Genomic DNA, 25,306 nt, shown 5'->3' on the forward strand with positions numbered 1-25,306 from the left:
TAGGACGGCCGGCGTGATCTCGCGGCAGCCGCCTGACGTCAATCAGCAGCCCGACCCCGTTCTAAAGATAACGGCGGTCGCGTCCAGATCGTCTTGTGACACTCCTGCTTTGTTTCGTCCACCGTTCCCCGATAAAATGTCGGGGATCAATTTGTCTCCACGTCAGGCAAGTCGTGAGCGGGACAAAAGCGGCAGGGATTTTCCGGCGGCGTGAATGACGTTGTCGAGGAATTGCCGCGATGCCTTTTCCCAGCTGTAGCTTTTGGAAAGCGCCAGAGCCTCCTGCGATGAACAATGGAGCGCTGCAAGACACGCGTCGCGAAGATTGTCATTCAGTGCGCCTGCCCCGGGATTGCCGCCGAGGATATCGATCGGCCCGGTAACGGGGAAGGCGGCCACCGGCACACCGCTCGCCAGCGCTTCCAGAATGGTGTTGCCGAATGTGTCGGTCTTGGACGGGAAAACGAAGACATCGGCCTGCGCATAGGCAGCCGCGAGTTCTTCCCCGGTCTTGATGCCGGTAAACAGCACGTCCGGATATTTTTCCTGCAATTCATGGCGGGCCGGGCCATCGCCGATCACGACCTTCGATCCGGGCAGCTCGAGGTCGAGGAATTCAGGCAGGTTCTTTTCCACCGCCACACGACCGACCGTCATGAAGATCGGTCTTGGCAGATCGAAAGGCAGCGACGTTTTCGGACGTGGATGGAAAAGTTCGGCATCGATGCCGCGGCTCCAGCGCTTCAAGTTGCGAACCCCGCGGGCCTCAAGCTCGGTCTCCAGGCTTGGCGTCGCCACCATGCAGGTGTTGCCGCCATTGTGAAACCAGCGCACGAAAGCGTAAAGCCAGCTTTCCGGGATGGGGAAGCGCGCCGCGACATATTCGGGAAAGCGGGTGTGATAGCTGGTGGAAAAACGCATCCTGTTCTTCACGCACCAGCGCCGTGCCATGAAACCCAGCGGACCCTCGGTGGCGATGTGCACGAAGGAGGGCTGGCTTTTTTCGATCTCCGCCGCGACACGGCGATAGCCGGCGACTGACAGGCGGATTTCCGGATAGGTCGGGCAGGGGATGCTGTAGAAACTCTGCGGTGTCACCATGTGCACATCCACGCCCAGCCGCGCGAGTTCCGTATTGGTATTTTCGATGGAACGGACCACGCCGTTGACCTGCGGGTGCCAGGCATCTGTGACAATCGTGATTCTCGTCATGAAACACCGATCCTGCTCGACTGCGCGCGGGCGATTCCCCACCACCTGGCTTCCGCCCGTATATGCGGCGTGCGTGTTACAGGATCATGTCAGGGCGGATAAGGGTAGAGAAGTGTCCTTTGCACACACAAGCTGCTCTTGTCCGTAATGCACGCTCCTGGTCATCCCTGTGACAAGCACAGGTGTCAGGAAGCCGGTTCCGTCTGGCATCATCCGACCAGCGGAAGAAGCTCGGGGCTGATCAGCGCGCCGTGATGGCCGATGACGGTTGCCGCTGCGCGTGCGGCAAAGACGGCGGCGTCATGCGGCGAACTGCCGGTTACATATCGGGCGAGAAACGCGCCGTTGAAACTGTCGCCTGCACTTGTCGTATCCACCACATCCACGGCTTCTACCGCCGGAGCGTGGCTGCGTGCGCCGCTGAAATCGAGTGTCGCACCCTTTGCGCCATCCTTGACGACGATGTTGGCGACGCCGAGCGCACGGTAACGCTCGATTGTGGCCTCGACGGATGTGTCACCAAAATGGCTGGCTTCGTCATCGAAACTTGGCATTACCAGCGTTGCGGCGCGTGCGCCGTTGGTAATCGTCTCCAGCATCGTGTCCTTGTCGGACCAGAGGCGCGGGCGGATGTTCGGGTCGAAGACCACGGGCTTGCCCGCTGCCTTGGCGCGGCGCAGTTCCGCAAGGAAAGTATCGACATCGTGTGGCGAGGCGAGAATGGCGAGCGTGATGCCAGAAAAATAGATGACGTCGGCGCTTTCCAACGTCTTGCGCAGGTGGTCCGCATCTGCTGCGAGTTGCCTTGCTGCGGCGGCGTTGCGCCAATAGCTGAAGGTGCGCTCACCATCCTTGAGGTTGATGAGGTAAAGGCCGGGTGTGCCGCCCTTGATGCGGCGGATTTTTTCCGTGCCGATACCGGCATCTGCAATGAAGGCCAGCATGTCCTGCGAAAGAGGATCGTCGCCGAGTGCCGTGAAATAATCGACGGACCAGTCTTCTGGCAGGCAGGCACGTGCATACCATGCCGTATTGAAGGTATCACCGGCAAAACCCTTGCGCAGCAGCCCGTTTCCGGCCTGCGACAGTTCCACCATACATTCGCCAATCGACAGAAATCGTCCGCCCACGCCGTCATCCTCCACTTGCTTTACCTTCGGGATTACGACGACAGGAGGTGCCTGACAAGCCCGCTTCGAGGTGATTTTGGGCATTTGCGAAGTTCCGGTTTACGCAGGGACAGCTGCTTTATATTCTCGGACCAACCCTCATCAGGAGATCGCTCATGCCGACAACCCATGCCCCGGTCCACAAATCCCAAGCGCAATCGGACTGGTGGAAGGGGGCGGTGATCTATCAGGTATATCCGCGATCCTTTCAGGATACGACCGGGGACGGTTACGGCGATCTTGCCGGGGTGACGAAGCGGCTGTCCTACATCGCCTCGCTCGGCGTCGATGCCATCTGGCTCTCGCCTTTCTTCACCTCTCCCATGGCCGATATGGGCTATGACGTTTCCGATTATTGCAATGTCGATCCGATGTTCGGCACGCTTGCCGATTTCGATGCATTGATGGCCGAGGCGCACCGGCTGGGGCTGAAAGTCATCATCGACCAGGTGATTTCGCATACATCCGATAAGCACCCCTGGTTCGTGGACAGCCGTGCAAGCCGCATCAACAGCAAGGCGGACTGGTATGTCTGGGCCAATCCCAAACCGGATGGCACGGCGCCCACCAACTGGCTTTCCGTGTTCGGCGGGCCGGCATGGGAATGGGATGGCGTGCGCAAGCAATATTACATGCACAGCTTTCTCGCCTCGCAGCCGGATCTCAATTTTCACAATCCGGATGTTCAGGATGCGCTTCTGGAAACCGTACGGTTCTGGCTCGATCGCGGCGTGGACGGTTTTCGTCTCGATACCGTCAATCACTATTTCCACGACAAGCTGTTGCGCGACAACCCGCCGCTTTTGGACGACGAAAGCTTTGGTCTCGATGCGTCCGACGTCAATCCTTACGGCATGCAGGATCATCTCTACGATAAGACGCGGCCGGAAAACGTGGCCTTCCTCCAGCGCTTCCGCGCGCTTCTCGATGAATATGAGGGCCGCGCCACCGTGGGCGAGGTGGGGGACGGCGCACGCTCGCTGAAGACGGTCGCGGCCTACACATCCGGCAACGACAAACTCAACATGTGCTATACCTTCGATCTGCTCGGCCCGGATTTCAGCGCAAAACACCTGCGGGGCTCGGTCGAGACCTTTGGCAAGGTGGTGACGGATGGTTGGGTGTGCTGGGCCTTTTCCAACCACGATGTGGTGCGCCATCTGAGCCGGTTTTCCGAAGGCTCCGAGGAGCAGACGCGGGTTGCGAAGCTCGCCATCTGCGTTCTCGCCAGCCTACGGGGCTCGATATGTCTGTATCAGGGTGAGGAGCTGGGCCTGACCGAGGCCGAACTGGCCTTCGAGGATTTGCGTGACCCCTACGGCATTCGCTTCTGGCCCGCCTTCAAGGGGCGTGACGGGTGCCGCACGCCGATGGTGTGGGAAACCGGCAAGCCGAATGCGGGTTTTTCAAGCGCGGAAAAGCCGTGGCTGCCGGTGCCCTATGCCCACGCCATGCAGGCGGCGGATGCGCAGGAGCGCAAGCCGGACTCGGTTCTTAACCACTACCGCGCGGTATTGTCCTTCCGCAAAACCCATGGAGCATTGCGCGACGGCGATATGGACTTCATCAAGACCAATCTCGATCTGCTGGCCTTCACGCGCCACAAGGGTGACGAAAAACTGCTGTTCGTTTTCAACCTGACCCGTGAGGCGGTGGAATTTCCTGTCCCGAAGGGTATGGAGGTCACGGATATCCTGCCGATGCCGGGTTTTGAGCCGCTGTTTGACGCCGGGATCGTGAAGCTTGAGGGGTTGGACGTGTTTTGCGGGGTCGTCGCTTGAGCCTCCAATTTTCCATCAGGGACGCCGCAGCATCTCTGGACGACTGGTCCCTTTTGCGCCACCGTTTATGGCCCGATGCCTCTGTTGCCGAACATAGGGCTGAATTGCAGAACCTCTCCGACAACGACGCCGGTTTCATTGCCTATGATCTGGTCGGAATGGCCATCGGTTTCGCCGACGTCAGCCTCCGGCGGGATTATGTCAACGGATGCGATACCTCGCCTGTTGCGTTTCTCGAAGGCGTTTATGTAGAAGAAGAATTCCGCGGTCAGGGCGTTGCCGCGGCATTGATCGCCGAGGTCACCCGCTGGGCGATCAGCAGGGGCGTGAGCGAGCTTGCCTCCGATGCCGATATTGCCAATGTCGATTCACACCGCATGCATGCGGCGCTGGGGTTTGAGGAGACCGAACGGGTGGTTTATTTCCGCAAGCTGCTGCCATCGCATTCATGACTTGCCGATGCTGTAAGTCAGCCGATTTAGCAATCCGTCCGTTTCGCCTTGTCTGAACCGGCATTTTCATGTGGACGTCGCTCGGCTCTTTTCTGCTTAATCCGGGAACTTGCGCCACGCCTATTTTGGCAGGGTCGCGGGCAAATATTATTACGTGACCTGGCCTGCAGAAACGAAAACCTGAGACGGCTCGCGCCGTCTCAGAAACGCGGCATAAGCAGATTACGCTGTTTCCGGCCGATAAACTCCATCGTCAGATCAGTGCAAACCGATCCACATCCACCATGCCCATGTCGGAAATCTTCAGGTGCGGGATGACGGGTAGCGGCAGGAAAGCCACCTGCAGGAAGGGCTCCTCGAGCGTCGTGCCGAGCGCATAGGCTGCCTTTCGCAGGGTGTGGAGCGTGTCTCGCACCGTTTCGTAAGGTTCGAGGCTCATCAACCCGGCAACCGGGAGCGCAATCTCGCCCGTCACCTTGCCGTCTTCGACCACCACGAAACCGCCCTTGATTTCGCCGAGCCGGTTGGCGGCCAGCGCCATGTCGTCCTCGTTAACGCCGACAACGCAGATATTGTGGCTGTCATGACCGACAGTGGAGGCGATGGCGCCCTTCTTCAGCCCGAAGCCCTGCACGAAGCCGTTGGCGTGGTTGCCGTTCTTGCCATGGCGCTCGATGACGGCGACCTTGATGATGTCGTTTGCGAGATCGACAGTCGTCTGGTTGCCGTCCGTCGGCAGCGTGTAGCGGCGATGTTCGGTGATGATCTTGCCGGGGAGCACGCCCATCACCGGGGTCTCGCCTTGCGCGACCGGCACGCCGAAATGGGCAGCGAGCACGGGTCTTGCCTTGACGCTGTCAAGACCGACGGGCGCGACCGGCTTGCGGGTGGCAAACAGCGCGTCATCGACGATACGGCCGCCGGAGAAGACCATGCCAGCCTTGCAGTTCTGCAAGGTGTCGATCACCACGAGGTCGGCACGCCAGCCCGGTGCGATAAGACCGCGATCGCGCAGGCCGAAGGCCTTTGCGGCGGAAATCGAGGCGGCGCGGTAGATGGCGAGCGGTTCCACGCCGTTGGCGATTGCAGTGCGGATCATATAATCGAGATGACCCTGTTCGGCGATGTCGAGTGGGTTTCGGTCATCGGTGCAAAGCGCAAGATAAGGCGACAGACGCTCGGTGATAACAGGCATCAGGGCGTGCAGGTCTTTTGAGACCGAGCCTTCGCGCACGAGAATATGCATGCCCTTGCGGATCTTTTCCAAAGCCTCGGCAGCGCTGGTGCACTCATGTTCGGTGCGGATGCCGGCTGCCAGATATCCGTTCAGCGCCGTTCCCGACAGAAGCGGCGCGTGTCCGTCAATATGCCGTCCTTGAAAGGCTTCGAGTTTTGCCATGCATACCGGGTCTTTGTGGATGACACCCGGAAAATTCATGAATTCGGCAAGGCCGATAACCTTCGGATGATCACGGAACGGCAGCAGTTTTTCGATCGGCAGATCGGCGCCCGAGGTTTCCAGATGGGTTGCGGGCACGCAGGACGAGAGCTGCACGCGGATGTCCATGATGGTTTCCATGGAACTGTCCAGGAAGAACCGAAGCCCCTCCGAGCCCAGAACATTGGCGATCTCATGCGGGTCGCAGATGGCGGTAGTAACGCCGTAGGGCAGAACGCAGCGGTCGAATTCGTGCGGCGTCACCAGCGATGATTCGATGTGGAGATGGGTATCGATGAAACCTGGAACGACGATTTTCCCGGAAATGTCGATTTCCCGGCGACCCTTGTAGCTTTCGCAAGTTCCAACGATGGTATCGCCGCATATGGCGATGTCGGAGGCAACAAGTTCTCCAGTTACGAGGTCGAAGAATCGTCCGCCCTTGAGAACTATATCTGCCGGTTCACGGCCCGTACCCTGATCGATGCGCGTTTCAAGTTTCGAATTCATGCGGCTTTTCTTCGGCTCCTGGTTTACGTCGTTCGCGAGAATTTTCAGTATTTACATTCTTAGGTTGTTTCTTGGCTTAATCGAATTGATTCTTTGCGTTTTAAATATATCCAGAGTAAAAAATTTTCATATTCGTGCTATCTTATGTTTAAGTTCCAAAATTGAACAATGTTAGGAATGCGTAACTTACCCTTGGAGGAATACCGGTTGGTTCCGGTCTTTTCAGCAATTGCCAGCGGAGGTTACCATTCCCGGGAAGGAAAATAAAAGCGTCTGATGCTCAAACGAATTTCTACCCAGCAATTGACGGTTGGCATGTTTATCGAAGCGGTCGAGGGAGCGCTTTCGAACAGCGAATTTTTGCAGCGATATCGATTTCTTCTGCGCCATGAAGAGTTGATGCGTCAATTGAAATTGAGCGGCGCTGAAAGCATCATCATCAATACGGCCAGGGGAAACGATGTCGAGGGTAGGCCGTACTCTGGAACCGTCCCGCCGCGATTAAACAATGGCCCCGAAACCATGGCTGCCATCACCCATGCCGTGCGCTCCGCCGCCGATGCCATTGCCGAGACATTTGCCGTTGCCGAAGCCGGTGGCTGCGTGTCGCTCAAGGGCATGACAGCGGCGGCCGGCAAGATTTCCGATGCGGTCCAGTCGAACCCGGCGATTTTCATCGGCGTTACCCGGTTGAAGTCGAAGGACGAGACGACCTTCGTGCATTCGGTTTCGGTCAGCGGGTTGATGATCCATTTTGGCAATTATCTCGGGCTGGACAAGGAAACGGTCGATCTGCTCGGCATCAGCGGCCTGCTGCACGATATCGGCAAGGTGGAAATTCCTTCGTCGATCCTCAACAAGGCGGAAGGTTTAAGCGCCACCGAGCGGGAAATCATCAATCTTCATCCAACGTTCGGCCGGGATATCTTGTCGCGCAACGAGCAGATGCCGGCCATGGTTCTGGATGTCTGTTTCAATCATCACGAGCGCATTGATGGCGGCGGTTATCCCAGCGGCTGCGCCGGAAACGAGATCAGTCTTCACGCGCGCATTGCGGCGATCTGCGATGTCTATGACGCCGTAACCTCGGTTCGGCCCTACAAGAAGCCGTGGACGGCAAACGAAGCGCTGACGTGGATGTTGCGCCGGGAAGGCCACTTCGACATGCAACTTTTGAAGAAATTCGCGCTGTGCATTTCCACATCGCTGCCGCGTAGCTAGGCAGCAAGCGATCTCGAAGTCGCGCTGTTTGAGGCTTGCCCGGCGGCGCCGAAGTGACGCCGCCGATGCAGGATGTTTACGCTGCCTTGGTTTTCGCCTTGCGGGTCAGATGCACCACGACGTTCTCGATCATGCGCATGCCGGCATCCTGGCCGAGAGTCATGATCGATTCCGGGTGGAACTGAACGGCGGCTACCGGTTCCTTGGCGTGTTCGATGCCCATGATCGTGCCGTCTTCACTTTCAGCGGTGATGATGAAATCACGCGGAAGGGTGGAAGGGTCGGCGAAGATCGAATGGTAGCGACCGACGGTCACTTCCTTGCCAAGACCGGAGAAGACCAGGCCTGGCTCCAGCACGCGGATGCGTGAGGGCTTGCCGTGCATTGGTACCGCAAGTTGGCGAAGTTCGCCGCCATAGGCTTCCGCCAGCGCCTGAAGACCGAGGCACACGCCGAAGATCGGCAACTCGCGGGCGCGGGCGGCCTTGATCGTCGCCTTGCAGTCGAAATCCGTCGGGCTGCCCGGTCCGGGCGAAAGCACGACGAGATCGGGCTGGAAGCGGTCGAAGACCTCCGCTGCGACCGGCGTTCTGACGGTGGAAACTGTGGCACCCGTCTGACGGAAATAATTCGCCAGCGTGTGCACGAAACTGTCTTCGTGATCGACCAGCAGGATTTTGACGCCGGTGCCGACCTTGGCGGCATCGCGCTTGGTGGCGGCCGAGTTTGTGGCTTTTGCATCGCGAATGGCCGCGATCATGGCGGATGCCTTCAGTTCGGTTTCGGCTTCTTCTTCCTGCGGATTGGAATCATTGAGAAGCGTCGCACCGGCGCGGACTTCCGCGATGCCATCCTTGATACGGATGGTGCGCAGCGTAAGCCCGGTATTCATGTCGCCGTTGAAACCGACCATGCCGATTGCACCGCCATACCAGGCGCGCGGGCTCTTTTCATGGCTTTCAATGAAGCGCATGGCCCAGAGCTTCGGTGCGCCGGTGACGGTGACGGCCCAGGCGTGGCTGAGGAAGCCATCGAAGGCATCCATGTCGTCGCGTAGACGGCCCTCGATGTGGTCGACCGTGTGGATGAGGCGCGAATACATCTCGATCTGGCGGCGGCCGATGACCTTCACCGAACCTGGCTCGCAGACGCGGCTCTTGTCGTTGCGGTCCACATCCGAGCACATGGTCAGTTCGGACTCGTCCTTCTTCGAATTCAGCAGCTTCAGGATCTGCTCGCTGTCGGCAATCGGGTCGTCGCCACGTTTGATGGTGCCTGAAATCGGGCAGGTCTCAATGCGACGGCCGGAGACGCGCACGAACATTTCCGGCGAAGCACCGACCAGATATTCCTGATGACCGAGATTGATGAAGAAGGAATAGGGCGAAGGGTTGATCGCCTTCAGGCGGCGGGAGATCGCCGATGGATTGCTTTCGCAGCGCTCCATGAACTTCTGGCCGGGAACGACCTCGAACAGATCGCCGCGTCGGAAGCTTTCCTTGGCCTTCACCACCAGCTCGGAATATTCGCCTGGACGGTGATCGCCCTTGGGCGGGATCGTGTCGGTGGTCTTGAAGGGATCGGGCGCGATCTCTGAGGACTTGCCGTCCGTCGTTACACCGTCCTTCTCGAAATCGTAACGGTCGATCCAGGCCTTGGCGGAATAATGGTCCACGACGAGAATTTCGTCGGGCAGATACAGCACCATGTCGCGCTGGTCTTCCGGGCGCGCGAGCGAAAGCTTGATCGCGTCGAACTGGAAAGCGAGATCGTAACCGAAGGCGCCGAACAGGCCGATGGCCGAATCCGCATTCGAATAGAACAGGTCGACGATGGCGCGCAGCGCCGTGAAGACGGTCGGGATTTTCGAGCGTTCTTCTTCCGTAAAGACGCGGTCCGGCTCGTTGACCGTGAGGTCCAGACGGCGGACGGAGGATGCGCCCAGCGTCAGATCGGGCGTCGCCTTCAGCTTTTCGGTGATGAAGTCGAGCAGCACTTCGCCGCGGCCGTTATAGGCTTCGATCCACATCTGGCGACCGAAGCAGGAAATGCCGAGCGGCGGATCGATGATGGCCGTATCCCAGCGCGTGTAGCGGCCCGGATATTCGTAGTTGGACGAGAAAACCGCGCCGCGATGGGCATCGAGCTTTTCGATGTAGTTGTCGATGGCGCTGGCATATTCGGCGGCGCGACGCTTTCGGCTGACCTTTATGCCGCCTTTCGTCTCGTAGGTTTCCGCTCCGTCATCCTGAATGATCGTTACCATTTCTTTCGCACTTCCCGTTTTTCAGGCCCGATGACAGGCGGCAGAATAACAAAAAAGCCGCCTGAAAATTCGGGCGGCTTGGACTTTGTCTGAAGACATGACTGGTCAAGGCCGCGTAAAGCTGCTCCACCACCAGTTAGCAATGTTCATAGACACGATGTTCATGGGAAAATTGTTAGCCTGCACAATTCGCCTTGGCAAGCGGATTCCGGCGACGGAATGAACCTTACCGGTGCGAGTTGCGTTCCTGTCCTGCCGAAACAGTCAGGAGTGCCCCGGAAAATGCTTCATCGCCTGTGTCTTCTGATGACGAGTCTCGCCCTTATTTCCGCTTCCGAACCGCCGCCACAGGTGCCGGTGCCACAGCCGAAGCCTGGCGAACAGCAAGCACCCGCCACAACGGAAAAGCCGGCCGATAAGGGCGCGCAAACGCCCGAAGACACACCGAAACCGACCCCCAAGCCGCAACCGCCTGAGGAAGGAAAATCCGACGCGGAAGGGAAGGGTGCCGAGGACAAGAAGAAAGACGACAAGGGGCAAAACGGCGGCGAGACGGTAACTCCGGCTGTCGAAGCAACGAAACCCGAGGAAAAACCGCCGGAGCCTGTGAAGCCGGAAGACCCGGCAGAGCTTCAGGCCTGCCTTGGCGCATTGAAGGAAATCGGCGCGGAATTCAAAGAGCTCGAGCCGATCCGCGACGAAGAGCAGGGGTGCGGTATCGAAGCGCCGATCGAGCTTTCCGTGGTGCTGCCGGGCATCAAGCTTGAACCATCTGGCACCATGCGCTGCGAAACGGCCCTTGCGCTATCGCGCTGGACAAAGGAGATGATGCTGCCGGCTGCGGCTCTCGCCCTGCCGGACAAAAAGGTAACGGCGATTGCCAATGCCTCGACCTATATTTGCCGCAACCGCAACAGTGCCGAAACCGGCAAGATTTCCGAACATGCCAAGGGCAATGCTGTCGATATTTCCACCATTTCCTTTGACAAGGGCGATCCGCTGGTGATGAAGCCGCGCGGCGAGGATGGAACGGTGGAAGGTGCCTTCCAGCGGACGATCACAGCCGCCGCCTGCCTGTTCTTCCGAACCGTTCTTTCCCCCGGCAGCGACGCGACCCATCAGGATCACCTGCATCTCGACGTGCTGGAGCGAAAGGGAGGTTATCTCTACTGCCGCTGATAAAAAGGGGGCGACCCGGAGGCCGCCCCGACTGGAGATGATGTTCCGACCGGGTTTAGAATTTCTGGGTCAGAGAGATTTTGAAGGTGCGTCCCGCTTCCGTATAGAAGTCGACAGGCTGGTTGACGGTGCTGACGGCATTGGGGTTGACGTCACGAACGCCGACGGCGTTCCAGTATTGCTTGTCGAACAGGTTGTAGACGCCGGCCTGAATGCGCAGGCCCTTGGTCTGTTCCGGTTCCCACCAGCCGGTCAGGTTGAAGATGCCGTAACCGGGTGCGTCGTAGGTTGTGGCCACCTTGTCGTCACGCATATGCGAGGAGAAGATGCCGGTGAATTCCGTGCCCCATGTCTCCTGTGCGTAGCCGACGCCGAGGACGGACTTGAACGGCGCCACCGTGCGGATGAATTCGTTGCTGTCTGTATCTTTGCCATAAGCATAAGCAAGCGACGCATGGGCGTAGAAGCCGTTTGCGAGTTCCTTGCGGACCTTGGCTTCCACGCCGGAGATTTCAACATTGTTGCGGTTGCGATAGGTGAAGAGCGATCCGTTGCCCCTGCCGCCGAAGCCGGGGAACAGCGTCGTCGAGGTCGTGTATTGCTCGATGAAGTTTTTGTACTTGTTGTGGAACAGCGTCAGGCTCCCCGTCAGATCGCCGGATGCGTAATTGGCGCCGATTTCAAAGCCGTTGCTGGTTTCGGGGTTGAGTGCTGAGTTGCCGACCACGGCATAACCCGAGCTGATATTCGAGAAGTTCAGATAAAGCTCGTTTATGGTCGGAGCGCGATAGGCCATCGACCATTGTGCGAAGAGCTGCAATTCCGGCGTCACGTCGTATGTCGCGAGCAGCTTCGGCGAGAAGCGCGAACCGCTATTGCCGCTTGGCAGGCCGAAGGTGTTGTAACCGCTGTTGCTGGATACCGAGCCATCCGGATCGTAATCGTAGGAATCGAAGCGCAGGCCGGGGGTCAGCCGGAAACCGTTTCCAAACGCGATTTCGTCATCGAGATAGAGGCCAAGGCTCTTGCCGCTCGCGTCAGGCATGTCCGACTGTGACGATGAGGTCACTCCGCCTGTGTTGGCATAAAGCGCCTGGCTGAAATCGGTTGTCATGGCGTTGCCGCCGAAGCGCACGGTGTGCTGCACGCCGCCGAGTTCGAAGCCGGATTCAAGGCCGCCGACGATGCCGAAAGCGCTGTTGCGCATGCTGTCTTCGCGGATATAGAGCGAGTTGTTGGTCAGCCGGTTGCCAGCGCCGGATTCCTTGGAGAGGCGCGTCCAGTAGAGCGAGAGATTGGCTGCATCGATCAGGCTGTCTGTCGACGGCGCTTCATATTCGTAATCAAGCGATACGCGGTCGCGCTCCGTATCCTCGTAGCCGCTGTAGTCGCCAATACGGTAAGTCGATCCCGATACGCTGACGCCTTGCAGGGTTCGCATGTCGCTGCGATCTCTCAATGAATAGCGCTCGGCCGTAAGCCCGATGCGGTGGCCGCCTTCCAGATCCTGGCGGATCTTGAACATCAGGTTGCTTTCGTAGGTATCTGCCGGGTTGGGCTTGGTGCGGCGGGTTCCGTAGATATCGGCGAAGCCCTTATTGTCCGTTTCGTTGCCGCGCTTGTAGGAGCCCTGGAACAGAACCGAGGTGTTTTCGATCTTCTTTGCAACGGCGAGCGATCCGCCGACGCTTCTGTCCTCGCTGTCATAGGTGGTCTTGGCAACACCGCCCCAGTCCTTGCCTTCACCGATCAGGTCTTCCGGCTCAAGCGTGCGCAGAACGAGTGCGCCGCCAAGGGCGCCGGAACCGATGCGGCTGGAATCGGCGCCGCGTACAACGTCAACCGTGGAAAGCGATGAAAAATCAAAGCTCGAACTGGTATCACTCAGGGTCGTCGTGGCCTGTCCCTGACGGGCGAAATTGTTGAAGAAGGGAACGGGAATATTGTCGATCAGGGTCACGACACGCGCGCCGCCCAGACCGCGAATGAACAGGCCGCCGGGCCTGCCGGGCTTGGCATCCACATAATCGACACCCGGCTCGGTTGAGTTTCCGAGGTCCTTGATGCTGCCGATGTCTTTCTTCCTGATGTCTTCCGCCGTCGTCTGACTTGCAAGCGGTGTGTCGGCGGCTGCATTCGCGCTTTTGACGCGCTTGCCCTTGACCACGATCTTCTCCAGCGTGGTGGTGTCGTTCGTCTGCGAAGCGGCATCCTGCGATTGCGCAGGTCCGGCAAAGGGCAGAAGAGACATGGCAGTGCACAAAAACAGCGCCGAATGTGTGCGCGAGATGGACATTAAATACCCCCGGATAGGCGCGCGCAGAAGCTATGGCGCGCAAAAACGCGCCGCGCTTGCTGTCGCGGCTGAAACTGTTTTGATTTGTTACGGGCAAGCCGATTGCTGAGGACTAAAAAACATGATCATAACTGTCAACATATTATATATGACTTTTATCATCATGTTTTAAAGCATAACGGTGCGTGGCAAAAATGTGACGCCCCGTGAGGCTGCATCCGGACCGGTGGAGAGGCCCGAAAATGCCGGGTTCCGGCCAAAGTCCCGACATTGACGCTTGCTAGGATATTCGCAGCCAGTTTAGATGGCGGAAGAATGCATGCTCCAACAATATACAAAAAAGTAATCGGATACGGAAATGAAGTCACTTGAACTGCTCGTCGAGCGGATCATTCTCTCCAGCCGCTGGCTGCTTGTCGTGTTTTATCTCGGACTCGTTGCGGCGCTGGCGGTTTATGCATTTTCCTTCGTGCTGAAGTTCCTGAAGGTCGCCAAAAACGTTTTCACTTACGACGAATCGGACATGATCCTCGCCATGCTCGGGCTGATCGATGCGGCGCTGGTCGCGAGCCTTATCGTCATGGTGATGATTTCCGGCTACGAGAATTTCGTCAGCCGTTTCGATGAGGCGGATGACGAGGTTTCGTTTCTGGGCAAGCTTGATGCCGGCAGCCTGAAAATCAAGGTCGCATCGTCGATTGTGGCGATTTCGTCGATCCACCTGCTACAGATATTCCTCAACGCCAGTCAGTATACGGATAGCCAGTTGATGTGGTTCACCATCATCCATCTGGCCTTTGTCGTCTCGGCGGTCATGCTCGGTTTCCTGGAGAAACTGATGGCCAAGCCGAAGGATAAACCCGAAAAACCGGCACTTTAGTCAAGGTGGTCCGCCCGATATGAAGGTTGCAACACTGTTTGCCCATGCCGCCTGGTCGTCGCTTCTGGGTGTCCTGCGCCCACCGCCGGGTGGCGCCTGAATGCCAAAGACGGAGCGCCAGGCCAGACTTTGCCGCGACCTTTCGACTGCCATTGACAGACCCCAATGGCTGGCGGCGCTGCAGCAGGTGATGCAGGCGTTCAGTTATTCCTACGTGACCTTGCTGAAGCTGCCGAGCATTCGCAATGCCTATGCCCTGCCGATAGTGGTGGAAAGCAGCCTGCCGGTGTGGGTGGTGAATGCGATGACCCGGGACGGTGAACTTGCAGATTGTCCCGTCATAAAGCGCGGCGCTTCATCGATGATGCCGCAATACTGGTCTCTTGACGATAAGGACATCAACTGCGGCTCGCTGCTGGAAGTCTCAACCCTGCTGCGCGGCATGGGCATCACCTCCGGTCTTCTGGTGCCGGTGAACGGCATGGACGGAAACCGGCATCTGATGAATTTCGCAGGCGATTGCGATGTCCTGTCGCAGGGTTCGCTGAACGAGCTGTGCATGATCGCCCTTCACGCCCTGGAGGCCTATGACCGGCTTTGTCGTGCAGGCTCAAAACTCCCCTCACCACTGACGAAGCGGGAACTCGACGTGGTTCGCTGGACTGCGCAGGGCAAGACCTCCGTGGAGATTGCCGAGCTTCTGTCCATCTCGGAGCACACCGTCAATACCTATATGAACAACGCCATTCGCAAGCTGGATTGCGTCAACCGCGCGCAGCTGGTGGCCAAGACAATACGCCTTGGCCTGATAAGCTGATTTTCATGCCGGTCCAAGCCGTTGACTTACCTGTCGAGAACGGAGCGGAGCTCGACGAGGTTGGAGCGAACGCGCAGAACGTAAAATCCCATGGTGGCAAGGTGCGAGGGCATGATCCAACCGCTTTCGTCGCCGTTGGAAATGATTGCCGGCTGGATGCGTAGCGCCGCACGGGTCTGCCCCAGGGTGTCATTCCACAGATTGGTCAGATTGCGTTCGCGAATAACCTGCGCGAAGTCCGATCCGGCTGCCGACAGCACGCCGTAATAACCATAGAGCTGGCCATAGGCGAACCAGAAACGGTCGTCCGCGCGAGTGTCGAACCAGCCGCCATTATAGTTTTCCGAACGCTCGCGCAGAATGGCCGATGTCGAGCCGATATCGCCGGCAATGCGGTCGATGAACTGGATGAGGTTATCGGCGCGGGTATCGAAGACGGCCTTGCAGGCGGTCAGTTCACCGTTAAATGCCTGGAAGCTACGGATGGCGGCGCGATAGTAGCTCGGTGTCGGTGTTTTGGGGCCAAACGGATCGAGGCCGAAATACCAGGAATATTCGCTGAACTGCATGTTCCCGCGCGCTTCCTGGAGATTGTTGTTGATACCGGAGGTTCCGCGAACGCGACCGAGCGTATCCACCAGTTCCACCGCGGTGCGGCGCACCGCCTGGTTCACGCCGCGCTGGAAGGACGCCTTGTTGTCCAGAAATGGCGTGCTGTCCCAGTCCATGCCGAAGAGGCCGAGACGATAGAGCAGCATGGAGGAAATCCATGCATTCTGATTGACGTTGAAATCGGTAAGATCGGCGGCAGCATCGACGATAGCCGAGCGCTGGCATACCGGTGCGGAAGTGTTTGCGACAGCACCGGTGGCGCCGGCGGCGGCCGTGGGTGTTGCAGCCGGCAATTCCTGCCCGGGCGGCACCGTGCGTTCGGCAAGCTTGTAACGGGAAATATAATCCGGGTCGAAATTCGTCCAGACCTGCGTTTGCCAGAAGAAGTATCCGTAAAAGCCGGCCAGAAGGATGAGCACCAGAGCGATCGGACCCTTGATGATCCAGTTGCGGTCGCGGTACCAGCCGTGGGCGGCCATGAAAGGCCACAGAAGCCAGGCGACGACGAGACCGGCGGCCTTGCCGATGGCGTTGAAGGCTGCCTGAATCAAAGCGGTTATCCGGTCGATCATGTCGTCATAGTCTCCTCTGCCCGTGGGGCTGAACGCCGGAAGGAACAACCGCGGTTCGGCCATGCGCCTTTTGGCGCTTCGCAACAACCGCGGTCGTTTACTGTCTTCCAGATATGTCCCTACCCACCGGGATACAACATGATTGCGAAACTTTTCTCAACCTGCGGTCCGCGCGGCTCGTTCCCGAGTTCCTGGACTACGCGCGGAGCATGTATCGCCTGGACAAGGTGACAGGCGGTTACAGACGGAGCTTGGCAATTTCGGCGTCCAGCCGCTCCCGCGCCTTTTTCGGCAGCTTGCCGGTCTTTATGGCATCGAGATTGGCCGGTGCGGCATCGCCGACCACAACGAGGGCGACCATGCCCATGCCGAGATGCGGCGTGCATTTGACGACGTATGCGCCGTCCTTCTCGACAGTCAGTTTCACCGTCTCGTTCATCTTGCCCTTGAAGTCCGCAACGCCCTCGGGAAGCATTTCCTTGACGGCAGCCGCATCATGACCCTTGTCGACTGGCACGAAGGAAATGACGTCGCCGACAGCTGCCTTGACGGTTGCCGGTTCAAAGACCATCGCCTGGCCATCGCTGCCCTTGTTGAGCATCTTCACCTCGATTTCGGCCGACAGGGCGGGAAAGGCAAGGAGGGCAGCAGCGATGGCAAGGCTGGCGACGGTGGCAGTTTTGTTGTGCATATCTTTTACTCCTGAGAGAAAGCACATCCACGCGAATGTGTCCGCATGGTCTTAGCGCAGGAGCAGGGGAGCCATCCTTGCGAAAAATCAAATGCGGCAACCGGCCGCAGACGGTCAGTCGCCCTTGACCGTTTCGACCCAGTGGCGGCGGCAGAAGGAGACGTATTTTTCGTTGCCGCCGACATCGATCTGCGCGCCTTCCTTGACCACATTTCCTTCATTGTCGAAACGGGCGACCATCGTCGCCTTGCGGCCGCAATGACAGATGGTGCGGATTTCGCGAAGCTCGTCGGCAATGGCGAGCAGTTCCCTGGAGGCCGGGAAAAGCTTGCCCTGAAAATCCGTGCGCAGGCCGTAGGCCATCACCGGAATGTTCAACCGGTCGGCAATACCGGCAAGCTGCCAGACATGGTGTTCGGACAGGAAGTTGGCTTCATCGATGAAAACGCAGGCAACGGGCGCTTCGGCATGCAGGGCCTCCACTTCGGAGAAGATATCGGTGTTTGCGTCGAAGGTCCGTGCGTCGGACGACAGGCCGATGCGCGACGCGACCCGGCCGAAGCCGGCCCGGTCGTCAAAGGCGGCCGTGAAAATCAACGTGCGCATGCCGCGCTCGTGATAATTATAGGATGCCTGTAACAACATGGTCGACTTGCCGGCGTTCATCGCCGCATAATTGAAATAGAGTTTTGCCATCGTCCACTCCCTGTACACCTTCGCGTCTTTTGACGGCGAAGGGCCAGGTTGAAAAGTGCCGCAACGGGAAAAACACAGATTTCCGCATCCCGCAGCTGTCCGTATCGCGGACTAAAAAGCCGGAGATTTTCATCGTCGTGTCGCAAACGGCGGGCCAAAGCACGCAAATGCACGCGAGTTGATTGTGTCCGGCAGATATTGATAATGGCAAGGGAACGAAAAAAAGGGAGCAAGCGATGTTTGCAAATAGAAGTCGCTGTCTGGCTTTGGCCGCAGCAATCTCCGTCATGACGTTCAATGCAGCCGGCGCTGCGGAGCCGGCAAGTTGTGGCAAGGTTCGTTTTTCCGATGTGGGCTGGACCGACATCACTGCCACCACAGCGACTGCCACGGTGCTGCTGAAGAGCCTCGGTTATGAAACCGACGTCAAGCTTCTCTCGGTGCCCGTTACCTATACATCCCTGAAAAACAAGGACATCGACGTCTTCCTCGGCAACTGGATGCCGACCATGGAAGGCGATATCGCGCCTTACCGCGACGACAAGTCGGTTGAAACGCTGCGTGAAAACCTGACCGGCGCCAAATACACGCTCGCGACCAATGCCAAGGGTGCTGAACTCGGCATCAAGGATTTCAAGGATATCGCGGCCCATAGCGGCGATCTCGGCGGCAAGATCTACGGCATCGAGCCCGGCAATGACGGCAACCGCCTGATCCTCGACATGGTCGCCAAGGACACCTTCGGGCTGAAGAGTTTCGAGGTGGTCGAATCCTCCGAACAGGGCATGCTGTCGCAGGTTGCCCGCGCGGGGAAATCCGGCGAACCGATCGTGTTCCTCGGCTGGGAACCGCATCCCATGAATACGAATTTCAAGCTGACCTATCTGACCGGCGGTGACGAGGTTTTCGGCCCCAATCTCGGCGGCGCGACGATCTACACCAATGTCCGCAAGGGTTACACCGAGGAATGCCCGAATGTTGGCGTCTTTCTCAAGAACCTGGAATTCTCCCTGCCCATGGAAAACGAGATCATGGGCAAGATCCTGAATGATGGCCTCGAGGGCGAAGCGGCGGCGACTGCCTGGCTGAAGGCCAACCCGGCCGCGATCGAACCCTGGCTTGCCAACGTCAAGACCAAGGATGGCAGCGCTGACGCCTTGCCCGCCGTCAAGAAGGCCTTGGGCCTCTAGGTTGCAGACAACGCATGTATCCGGCCTAACCTTGTAAACAGGCCGGATACTGCAGGAAATTACGATGTCCTTTGCATGATCTCGGTCCGCGAATTTTTCTCGCATCCGGGGTCACGCGCCATCCCGGTGTCCGGCAATGCTGTTGCCGGCCGTCGTTTCTGCATTAGCGGCATTTCCGGTGAAACGGGATCACCTTCAATGCCTGTTCTTCTTATTTTTTGCAATTCCGGGCCCAAAACCGTTACGCATTTTTACTGGAATTGCTCTGGTTCACGAAAGGTCTTGTCTTACCGTGGAATGGCTCAGCGCTCCTGAAAACCGCCTGCCCGTCGGCCGATATGCCAAGGAGGCCATTGACTGGCTGACCGGCAATCTCGCTTTTTTCTTCGATTGGCTTTCTTTCATTTTCCAAAGCGTCATTAACGCCCTGCTTTACGTTTTGCAGGCGCCGCATCCGCTGGTCATCGTCGCGATTGTGACGGCTCTTTCAGCCTGGACGAGGCGGTCGGTCGGCATGCCGGTCTTTACGGCGCTTGGTCTGCTGTTCATCATCAATCTGGGGTACTGGAAGGCGACGACGGAAACGCTGGCGCTCGTTCTTGCCTCCAGCGCGGTCTGCATGATCATCGGCATACCGCTTGGAATACTGGCGGCGCGGCGCAAGTGGATCTATGCCGGCATGCGCCCGGTGCTGGATTTGATGCAGACCATTCCGACCTTCGTCTATCTCATTCCGGCGCTAGTGCTGTTCGGCCTCGGCATGGTTCCCGGGCTTATCGCCACGGTCATCTTCGCCATTCCCGCGCCCGTGCGACTGACCCGTCTCGGCATCGTTTCGACGCCGCCGGCGCTGGTGGAAGCGGCCATCGCCTTCGGTGCCACGCCATCGCAGGTTCTGCGCAAGGTAGAGCTTCCCTTCGCTGCGCCGCAGATCATGGCGGGTCTTACCCAGACGATCATGCTTTCGCTTTCGATGGTGGTCATCTCCGCCCTCGTCGGCGCCAACGGCCTTGGGGTGCCGGTGGTACGCGCATTGAACACCGTCAACATCGCCATGGGCTTCGAAGCGGGGTTGTGCATCGTCATATTGGCGATCGTTCTCGACCGACTTTTCCGCCTTCCCGGCACGGAGCATGATCTATGAGTGATGCAATCATCTTCGGAAATGTCGATATCGTCTTCGGCGACCGGCCCGAGGCGGCGCTGGCGCTGATCGACAAGGGCAGCACGCGTGACGAGATAAACGAGCAGACCGGACTGGTCCTCGGCGTTGCGAATGCCTCGCTTTCGGTAAATGAGGGCGAGATACTCGTGCTCATGGGGCTTTCGGGCTCCGGTAAATCGACGCTGCTCAGGGCCGTTAACGGCCTTGCGCCTGTGGTGCGCGGCAATGTCAGCGTGAAGACGGCGTCCGGTTTTGTCGATCCCTATCGGGCGACGGCGAAGGCGCTGCGCGATCTGCGCATGCATACGGTTTCGATGGTCTTCCAGCAATTCGGCCTGCTGCCCTGGCGAAACGTTGCCGACAATGTCGGTTTCGGGCTGGAGCTTTCCGGGACGCCGGAAGCCGAGCGCAAGCGCATGGTGGCCGAGCAGCTTGAGCTGGTGAACCTGTCCGCCTGGGCTGACCGCAAGGTGGGGGAGCTTTCCGGCGGCATGCAGCAGCGCGTAGGGCTGGCGCGCGCCTTCGCAACCGGAGCGCCCATTCTCCTGATGGACGAGCCGTTCTCGGCGCTCGACCCGCTCATCAGAAGCCGCCTTCAGGACGAACTTCTGGAGTTCCAGAGCCGGTTGAAGAAAACCATCCTCTTCGTCAGTCACGATCTGGACGAGGCATTCCGCATCGGCAACCGCATCGCCATGATGGAGGGCGGGCGTATCATCCAGTGCGGCACGCCGCAGCAGATCGTCAAGCAACCGGCTACGCAATATGTCGCGGATTTCGTGCAGAACATGAACCCGATCTCCATGCTGACCGCCGCGGACGTGATGAAGCCAGGCGTGGACGAACAAAACGGCCGGTTGAACGTGGCCGCCACCGCCCGTCCGACATCGCCGCTGATCGATATCCTCGATGCGCTCTCGAAACATTCCGGCGCGATCGGTGTTGTCGATAATGGCGCAATTATAGGCACGATTTCCGCAGACGAAATTGTGACAGGCCTCACTCGCCACCGCAAGAAATGAGAAACACTCGCATTGGTCGAGAAAACGAAAGGCCTTCCTCACCGGAAGGCCTTTTTGTATTACCTAATGCTGGTATAAAGAAAAAGAATACCCGAGACATTATAAGTTATGCATTAAAATAATTACGAATAAAAAGCATATTGCAAACTTTGAGAAAATTGCGCAAAGTAAAACTAGATTCTGTACCTCCTTGCTAAATTTAAGGTGGTGTAAGGTAGTGGTCACGAAGCCAGACATTGGAAGACAAGATTTGTGTGCTCAATTTTTGATTGTTTTTTGCTCCAAATACTACTGAGAATGTAGCAGTTTGTTGCTAAAATGACGAAAAACAGGCGAAAGTCTGAAAATTTGATCAAGATGTCCAGGTAAATGATAAATGAAGAATAGTCTTGGAGGGGGACACGATATAAGCAAGATTTAGGTATATACAACGTATCGACTGAATTATAAAAAACACCTTTTGGACCACCTATAATAGCCACCATGACGGTCTTTCCGACTGTCATCAGGAGACTTGAGCGTATGGATAACCAATCTCTGTCGGAACATAGCATCGCCGCTGCAGACTTGCTCTCAGCGATGGCAAATCCCAAGCGCCTGATGATCTTGTGCACGCTGGTGGATACGGAAGTGCCGGTCGGTGTTCTCGCCTCCCAAGTTGGTCTCAGCCAGTCCGCGCTCTCGCAACATCTTTCGAAATTGCGTGCCCAGCGGCTGGTGAAAACAAGACGGGATGCTCAGACCATCTATTATTCCAGCAATTCCGAATCCGTCAAAAAAATCCTCGCTTCCCTCGAGGAGATTTATTGCCAGGTGCAGAAGAGCAGCAAGACTGCTGCCGCTTGATCTAACGGCCATCCCACGGTCCGGCGGTGCCATTCCGTTGAAACCGGCGCATGACGCCGGTTTTTTCTTTTTTTGGCGTGTGGCTCGCATGTAATGCGGTGAAAAGTCGCCCGCGCCACTCAGGGCGAAGACGCAGCCTGTATCTGTTGCTTTAGGCGGCTTGCCGCAGCCGCATATCCACCGTCGGCACCATCGACGAAATGCATATGGTCCTTCGAAAGCGGGGAGGGCACGATACAGGTCATCAATGCGGCGTCCTGCTCGTGCAGGCCGAAATAGCAGGTGCCGGAAAGGCGCCCCAGCTCCAGCCGCGCACGGATCTTTTCGAGCCTCTCGGCGTCGATATCAACCGTCATTTTCAGGCCATCGTCGAATTTCCGGAAATCGGTGTTGCTGGCAACCGAGCGACGATAGCGATCCGCATTAAACCGTCCGAGCGACAATCCCGTCATGCCGAGGAAATTCACGAGGAAGCTCTCGCCGAGAATGCGCAGCGAACGGCGCACCTTGCCCCAGCTATCGTGATAGGCCGCACCTGCCCTGGCTTCCAGACCGAGGCCTTCCCGCACGAAGCCCAGTTTCGGCCCGTCCTCCGGTACGGGGTGGCCTTGTCTTGCGTCCTGCGTGGCCAGATCGACGAGATCGATGACCAGCTGGCGGAATGCCGGCATATCCAGTGAGGGTCCCGGCATGGCGATGATCGACACTACCTTGCCATGGGTCGCCGGAATGGGGTTCCAGCGGCATGAAAGGCCGGTCAGGTCCGGCCGACCGCCTGTCGCAACCGTAGGCAGGGCATATTGCCCCTCCTTCATCCGCGCCTCGGCCCAGCTGTTGCCGCCGCCCGAAAACATGGCGTAGGAAACATCCTCGCTTGCCTGAAAGCGCGCGACGCGCACATCGAAGCCGTTGTTGCGTATGTCCTCCACCGGAACAAGCGCCACACGCATCGAAAGATCGAGATCGTCCTTCACCCAGCGCTGCACGTTCGAAAGGGCGGTGCGCGCAAGGGATATCCCGTTCGGTGGCACCGCAACGGCGGCTCCATCGCCACCGAACACGAAGGGCAGGTCGTGACGCCCGAGGCTGTTCGATATGCCTGAGATGACCGCAGCGCCCGCCATGTTGACGGACTTATATCTGCCGGTCCCGATCGCCCCTGTCGAATCGATGATATCGGCAATGGCCAGCGCCCATCCCGGCGGCAGGGCGCGATAAAGCGCCGGGTCGGCCACGTCCTCGAAATGTCGGAAGACGGGCAGGCCCGTCAGAAATTCGTCATCTGCTGTTATCATGCCGCCATTATCCTCCTGCGGCGACCAAACGCCAAGCGTTTACGCCGTTGCGCTTGCCCGTTTCGATGACACGATCGAGGCTGGCCTGACGATAGATTTACCGCGAATAGACCTTATCCAGCAAAGGTGACTTGCATAAGCCATCAAACCTTCCGTATGAGTTGAAATGAAGGCTCGGAATTCAAAAATGGAACGGGTTTTCGCCGGGAGGCGTCCGCGAAGTTTCATTCGGTCGGCGCCCAAGGCGCTCATCGGGGCTGAGACCCCATTTCCAAGGAGACACCAGGATGAAACTGAAGACATTGACCAGCGTGACGCTTGCAGCGTCCTTCGCATTCGCACCGCTTGCCCATGCCGAAATCGTCATCGGCCTGATTGCGCCGCTTACCGGTCCCGTCGCCGCCTATGGCGACCAGGTCAAGAACGGCGCCCAGACGGCAGTCAATGAAATCAACAAGAAGGGCGGCATTCTCGGAGAGCAGGTCGTTCTGAAGCTTGCAGACGATGGCGGCGAGCCGAAGCAGGGTGTGTCGGCCGCAAACCAGCTGGTTGCCGAAGGCATCCATTTCGTCGTCGGTCCGGTCACGTCAGGCGTTGCCATTCCGGCATCGGACGTGTTTGCTGAAAACGGTGTCCTGATGATCACCCCCACGGCGACCTCGCCGGGCCTGACGAACCGTGGCCTTACCAATGTTTTCCGCACTTGCGGTCGGGACGACCAGCAGGCAGAAGTTGCGGCGAAATACGTTCTTGCCAAGCTCAAGGACAAGAAGGTCGCCATCATTCACGACAAGGGCGCTTACGGTAAGGGTCTGGCGGATGCCTTCAAGACCACGCTGAATGCCGGTGGCGTTACCGAAGTTCTCTATGACGCGCTGACACCAGGCGAAAAGGATCTCGGCGCGCTGACGGCCCGCCTGAAGTCTGAAAATGTCGATATCGTCTATTTCGGCGGTTACCATCCTGAAGCCGGTCTTCTGGTGCGCCAGTTGAACGATATCGGCGCCAAGGCTGCCGTTATCGGCGGTGACGGCCTGTCGAACAGCGAGTTCTGGAACATCGGTGCCAAGGCTGGTGAAGGCACGATCTTCACCAACGCCTCCGACGCCCTGAAGAACGAAGATTCCAAGGCTGCTGCCGAAGCTCTAAAGGCCGCCAACATTCCTGCGGAAGCCTTCACCCTTAACGCTTACGCTGCCGTCGAAGTGCTGAAGGCCGGCATCGAGAAGGCTGGAAGCGCAAAGGATTCCGAAGCGGTCATCACGGCTCTGAAGAGCGGTGACGCTTTTGCCACGGCGATCGGCAAGGTCACCTATGGCGAGAGTGGCGACCTGTCGTCGCAGGCTTTCTCGCTCTACAAGTGGCAGGACGGCAAGATCGTCGCAGCCGAATAAGGATAAGGCGTACCGGCCGCATCCGTTGCGGCCGGTACCATCTCCGTCGCCTGACAAGGGGCAAGCAGAATGGGCAGTGACGTGGACGCCCGGGATGCAAGCGCGGCGGGTGGGGAAAACCTTCCTCACATTGGCTTTGCGCGGATATTCCCGATTCTCAGAATTTTCGATGAGGCCAAGGCGCGGGAATTCTATGTTGATTTTCTCGGTTTCAAGGTCGACTGGGAACACCGCTTCGGCGAAAACTTCCCGCTCTACATGCAGGTTTCGCGGGCCGGAATGGGGCTTCACCTCAGCGGCCATCATGGCGACGCGACGCCGGGCTCCAATATCTTCGCCACCATGCACGGCGTTCATGCCTTCCAAAAAGAGCTGGTCGGCAAAGACTACCGCTTCCTGAAGCCTGGTGTCGAAGAATTGCCCTGGGGCGATGTCATGGAAGTCATCGATCCATTCGGCAACCGTATCCGTTTCTGTGAGCAGAAAAGCGAGGGGTGACGTCTTCGACGTGACCTCATGGGTCTTGACCTCGGCTGCGGTTTGAACGATAGGAAGCGCAAATAGCGAGCCGCGTGCACGGAGACCCCGTGCGCGCGGTTCGT

The 25,306-nt window shown here is 58.2% G+C and carries 21 protein-coding genes; 12 read left to right on the forward strand and 9 right to left on the reverse strand.

Going from position 1 to position 25,306, the window contains the following annotated elements; genetic code table 11:
• Positions 1–162: 162 nt before the first annotated feature.
• Together ACQZ5Y_RS10735 and ACQZ5Y_RS10740 are read right to left on the reverse strand one after the other, a co-directional pair.
• Positions 163–1,212 carry a bifunctional monoglucosyl/glucuronosyl diacylglycerol synthase gene (locus ACQZ5Y_RS10735; protein ID WP_013636642.1) on the reverse strand — a complete coding sequence of 350 codons (1,050 nt, stop codon included), beginning with the start codon at positions 1,210–1,212 and terminating at the stop codon, positions 163–165.
• A 209-nt stretch (positions 1,213–1,421) separates the two neighbouring features.
• On the reverse strand, positions 1,422–2,342 hold the full coding sequence (locus tag ACQZ5Y_RS10740) for a sugar kinase (RefSeq protein ID WP_174050026.1): 921 nt from the start codon (positions 2,340–2,342) through the stop codon (positions 1,422–1,424).
• Positions 2,343–2,497: 155 nt separating this feature from the next.
• Between ACQZ5Y_RS10740 and bglA the strand changes: the two genes are divergently transcribed.
• Both bglA and aac(6') read left to right on the forward strand, forming a co-directional pair.
• A complete protein-coding gene (gene bglA, locus ACQZ5Y_RS10745) occupies positions 2,498–4,162 on the forward strand; it encodes a beta-galactosidase BglA (RefSeq protein WP_025594206.1) in 1,665 nt (554 codons plus the stop codon).
• The gene (gene aac(6') / locus ACQZ5Y_RS10750) at positions 4,159–4,614 is read left to right on the forward strand and encodes an aminoglycoside 6'-N-acetyltransferase (RefSeq protein WP_112154074.1); all 456 of its coding nucleotides are present in this window, start codon (positions 4,159–4,161) and stop codon (positions 4,612–4,614) included. Before bglA ends, aac(6') begins: the two co-directional genes overlap by 4 nt.
• 253 nt (positions 4,615–4,867) lie before the next feature.
• Here aac(6') and ade read toward each other — a convergent pair whose 3' ends face one another.
• On the reverse strand, positions 4,868–6,562 hold the full coding sequence (ade, locus tag ACQZ5Y_RS10755) for an adenine deaminase (protein ID WP_111803793.1): 1,695 nt from the start codon (positions 6,560–6,562) through the stop codon (positions 4,868–4,870).
• A 276-nt stretch (positions 6,563–6,838) separates the two neighbouring features.
• Here ade and ACQZ5Y_RS10760 point away from each other — a divergent pair, with 276 nt between their 5' ends.
• Positions 6,839–7,783 (forward strand): HD-GYP domain-containing protein, encoded by a 945-nt coding sequence (locus ACQZ5Y_RS10760; protein WP_111802260.1) that lies wholly within the window; start codon positions 6,839–6,841, stop codon positions 7,781–7,783.
• 76 nt (positions 7,784–7,859) lie between these two features.
• Here the strand turns inward: ACQZ5Y_RS10760 and ACQZ5Y_RS10765 are convergent, their stop codons facing one another.
• On the reverse strand, positions 7,860–10,049 hold the full coding sequence (locus ACQZ5Y_RS10765; protein ID WP_003513614.1) for an anthranilate synthase: 2,190 nt from the start codon (positions 10,047–10,049) through the stop codon (positions 7,860–7,862).
• 282 nt (positions 10,050–10,331) lie between these two features.
• Here ACQZ5Y_RS10765 and ACQZ5Y_RS10770 point away from each other — a divergent pair, with 282 nt between their 5' ends.
• Entirely contained in the window at positions 10,332–11,228 is an 897-nt protein-coding gene (locus ACQZ5Y_RS10770; protein WP_174049855.1) for an extensin-like domain-containing protein, read from the forward strand.
• Positions 11,229–11,283: 55 nt separating this feature from the next.
• Here the strand turns inward: ACQZ5Y_RS10770 and ACQZ5Y_RS10775 are convergent, their stop codons facing one another.
• Positions 11,284–13,524, reverse strand: coding sequence for a TonB-dependent hemoglobin/transferrin/lactoferrin family receptor (locus ACQZ5Y_RS10775; protein ID WP_174049853.1), 2,241 nt, complete (start codon positions 13,522–13,524; stop codon positions 11,284–11,286).
• A 358-nt stretch (positions 13,525–13,882) separates the two neighbouring features.
• On the opposite strand from ACQZ5Y_RS10775, the gene ACQZ5Y_RS10780 reads away from it, so the two are divergent.
• Together ACQZ5Y_RS10780 and ACQZ5Y_RS10785 are read left to right on the forward strand one after the other, a co-directional pair.
• On the forward strand, positions 13,883–14,404 hold the full coding sequence (locus ACQZ5Y_RS10780; protein WP_013636634.1) for a TIGR00645 family protein: 522 nt from the start codon (positions 13,883–13,885) through the stop codon (positions 14,402–14,404).
• A 100-nt stretch (positions 14,405–14,504) separates the two neighbouring features.
• The gene (locus ACQZ5Y_RS10785) at positions 14,505–15,221 is read left to right on the forward strand and encodes a helix-turn-helix transcriptional regulator (RefSeq protein WP_174049852.1); all 717 of its coding nucleotides are present in this window, start codon (positions 14,505–14,507) and stop codon (positions 15,219–15,221) included.
• Between the two features lie 26 nt (positions 15,222–15,247).
• Here ACQZ5Y_RS10785 and ACQZ5Y_RS10790 read toward each other — a convergent pair whose 3' ends face one another.
• From ACQZ5Y_RS10790 to ACQZ5Y_RS10800, 3 genes are all read right to left on the reverse strand, one after another.
• A complete protein-coding gene (locus tag ACQZ5Y_RS10790) occupies positions 15,248–16,405 on the reverse strand; it encodes a DUF2333 family protein (RefSeq protein ID WP_174049850.1) in 1,158 nt (385 codons plus the stop codon).
• 238 nt (positions 16,406–16,643) lie between these two features.
• Complete coding sequence (locus ACQZ5Y_RS10795; protein WP_174049848.1) at positions 16,644–17,096, reverse strand: pseudoazurin; 453 nt, start codon at positions 17,094–17,096, stop codon at positions 16,644–16,646.
• A gap of 114 nt (positions 17,097–17,210) precedes the next feature.
• Positions 17,211–17,792: a thymidine kinase gene (locus ACQZ5Y_RS10800; protein ID WP_003513599.1), complete on the reverse strand. Its 582-nt coding sequence runs from the start codon at positions 17,790–17,792 to the stop codon at positions 17,211–17,213.
• A gap of 287 nt (positions 17,793–18,079) precedes the next feature.
• Here ACQZ5Y_RS10800 and ACQZ5Y_RS10805 point away from each other — a divergent pair, with 287 nt between their 5' ends.
• The 4 genes from ACQZ5Y_RS10805 to ACQZ5Y_RS10820 all read left to right on the forward strand — a co-directional run bounded on the left by ACQZ5Y_RS10805 (position 18,080) and on the right by ACQZ5Y_RS10820 (position 22,015).
• Positions 18,080–18,982: a choline ABC transporter substrate-binding protein gene (locus ACQZ5Y_RS10805; RefSeq protein WP_233283658.1), complete on the forward strand. Its 903-nt coding sequence runs from the start codon at positions 18,080–18,082 to the stop codon at positions 18,980–18,982.
• 292 nt (positions 18,983–19,274) lie between these two features.
• Entirely contained in the window at positions 19,275–20,126 is an 852-nt protein-coding gene (gene choW / locus ACQZ5Y_RS10810) for a choline ABC transporter permease subunit (protein WP_003513593.1), read from the forward strand.
• Positions 20,123–21,169 (forward strand): choline ABC transporter ATP-binding protein, encoded by a 1,047-nt coding sequence (choV, locus tag ACQZ5Y_RS10815; protein ID WP_003513591.1) that lies wholly within the window; start codon positions 20,123–20,125, stop codon positions 21,167–21,169. The genes choW and choV overlap by 4 nt, the downstream gene beginning before the upstream one ends.
• Before the next feature lie 522 nt (positions 21,170–21,691).
• Positions 21,692–22,015: an ArsR/SmtB family transcription factor gene (locus ACQZ5Y_RS10820; RefSeq protein ID WP_003513586.1), complete on the forward strand. Its 324-nt coding sequence runs from the start codon at positions 21,692–21,694 to the stop codon at positions 22,013–22,015.
• Positions 22,016–22,134: 119 nt separating this feature from the next.
• Here ACQZ5Y_RS10820 and ACQZ5Y_RS10825 read toward each other — a convergent pair whose 3' ends face one another.
• Positions 22,135–23,310, reverse strand: coding sequence for a DUF3095 domain-containing protein (locus ACQZ5Y_RS10825; protein WP_003513584.1), 1,176 nt, complete (start codon positions 23,308–23,310; stop codon positions 22,135–22,137).
• 287 nt (positions 23,311–23,597) lie between these two features.
• Between ACQZ5Y_RS10825 and ACQZ5Y_RS10830 the strand changes: the two genes are divergently transcribed.
• Both ACQZ5Y_RS10830 and ACQZ5Y_RS10835 read left to right on the forward strand, forming a co-directional pair.
• Entirely contained in the window at positions 23,598–24,704 is a 1,107-nt protein-coding gene (locus ACQZ5Y_RS10830; RefSeq protein ID WP_003513582.1) for a branched-chain amino acid ABC transporter substrate-binding protein, read from the forward strand.
• Positions 24,705–24,773: 69 nt separating this feature from the next.
• Complete coding sequence (locus ACQZ5Y_RS10835; RefSeq protein WP_065659137.1) at positions 24,774–25,202, forward strand: glyoxalase superfamily protein; 429 nt, start codon at positions 24,774–24,776, stop codon at positions 25,200–25,202.
• Positions 25,203–25,306 lie beyond the last annotated feature (104 nt).

The organism is Agrobacterium sp. A3-95, assembly GCF_053521785.1.

What these genes read in the sequence shown, in the direction of transcription:
- ACQZ5Y_RS10735 (WP_013636642.1), bottom strand. Translation starts at nt 1,212, where the DNA reads ATGACGAGAATCACGATTGTCACAGATGCCTGGCACCCGCAGGTCAAC.
- bglA (WP_025594206.1), top strand. Translation starts at nt 2,498, where the DNA reads ATGCCGACAACCCATGCCCCGGTCCACAAATCCCAAGCGCAATCGGAC.
- ade (WP_111803793.1), bottom strand. Translation starts at nt 6,562, where the DNA reads ATGAATTCGAAACTTGAAACGCGCATCGATCAGGGTACGGGCCGTGAA.
- ACQZ5Y_RS10760 (WP_111802260.1), top strand. Translation starts at nt 6,839, where the DNA reads ATGCTCAAACGAATTTCTACCCAGCAATTGACGGTTGGCATGTTTATC.
- ACQZ5Y_RS10765 (WP_003513614.1), bottom strand. Translation starts at nt 10,049, where the DNA reads ATGGTAACGATCATTCAGGATGACGGAGCGGAAACCTACGAGACGAAA.
- ACQZ5Y_RS10770 (WP_174049855.1), top strand. Translation starts at nt 10,332, where the DNA reads ATGCTTCATCGCCTGTGTCTTCTGATGACGAGTCTCGCCCTTATTTCC.
- ACQZ5Y_RS10775 (WP_174049853.1), bottom strand. Translation starts at nt 13,524, where the DNA reads ATGTCCATCTCGCGCACACATTCGGCGCTGTTTTTGTGCACTGCCATG.
- ACQZ5Y_RS10780 (WP_013636634.1), top strand. Translation starts at nt 13,883, where the DNA reads ATGAAGTCACTTGAACTGCTCGTCGAGCGGATCATTCTCTCCAGCCGC.
- ACQZ5Y_RS10785 (WP_174049852.1), top strand. Translation starts at nt 14,505, where the DNA reads ATGCCAAAGACGGAGCGCCAGGCCAGACTTTGCCGCGACCTTTCGACT.
- ACQZ5Y_RS10790 (WP_174049850.1), bottom strand. Translation starts at nt 16,405, where the DNA reads ATGATCGACCGGATAACCGCTTTGATTCAGGCAGCCTTCAACGCCATC.
- ACQZ5Y_RS10795 (WP_174049848.1), bottom strand. Translation starts at nt 17,096, where the DNA reads ATGCACAACAAAACTGCCACCGTCGCCAGCCTTGCCATCGCTGCTGCC.
- ACQZ5Y_RS10800 (WP_003513599.1), bottom strand. Translation starts at nt 17,792, where the DNA reads ATGGCAAAACTCTATTTCAATTATGCGGCGATGAACGCCGGCAAGTCG.
- ACQZ5Y_RS10805 (WP_233283658.1), top strand. Translation starts at nt 18,080, where the DNA reads ATGACGTTCAATGCAGCCGGCGCTGCGGAGCCGGCAAGTTGTGGCAAG.
- choV (WP_003513591.1), top strand. Translation starts at nt 20,123, where the DNA reads ATGAGTGATGCAATCATCTTCGGAAATGTCGATATCGTCTTCGGCGAC.
- ACQZ5Y_RS10820 (WP_003513586.1), top strand. Translation starts at nt 21,692, where the DNA reads ATGGATAACCAATCTCTGTCGGAACATAGCATCGCCGCTGCAGACTTG.
- ACQZ5Y_RS10825 (WP_003513584.1), bottom strand. Translation starts at nt 23,310, where the DNA reads ATGATAACAGCAGATGACGAATTTCTGACGGGCCTGCCCGTCTTCCGA.
- ACQZ5Y_RS10830 (WP_003513582.1), top strand. Translation starts at nt 23,598, where the DNA reads ATGAAACTGAAGACATTGACCAGCGTGACGCTTGCAGCGTCCTTCGCA.
- ACQZ5Y_RS10835 (WP_065659137.1), top strand. Translation starts at nt 24,774, where the DNA reads ATGGGCAGTGACGTGGACGCCCGGGATGCAAGCGCGGCGGGTGGGGAA.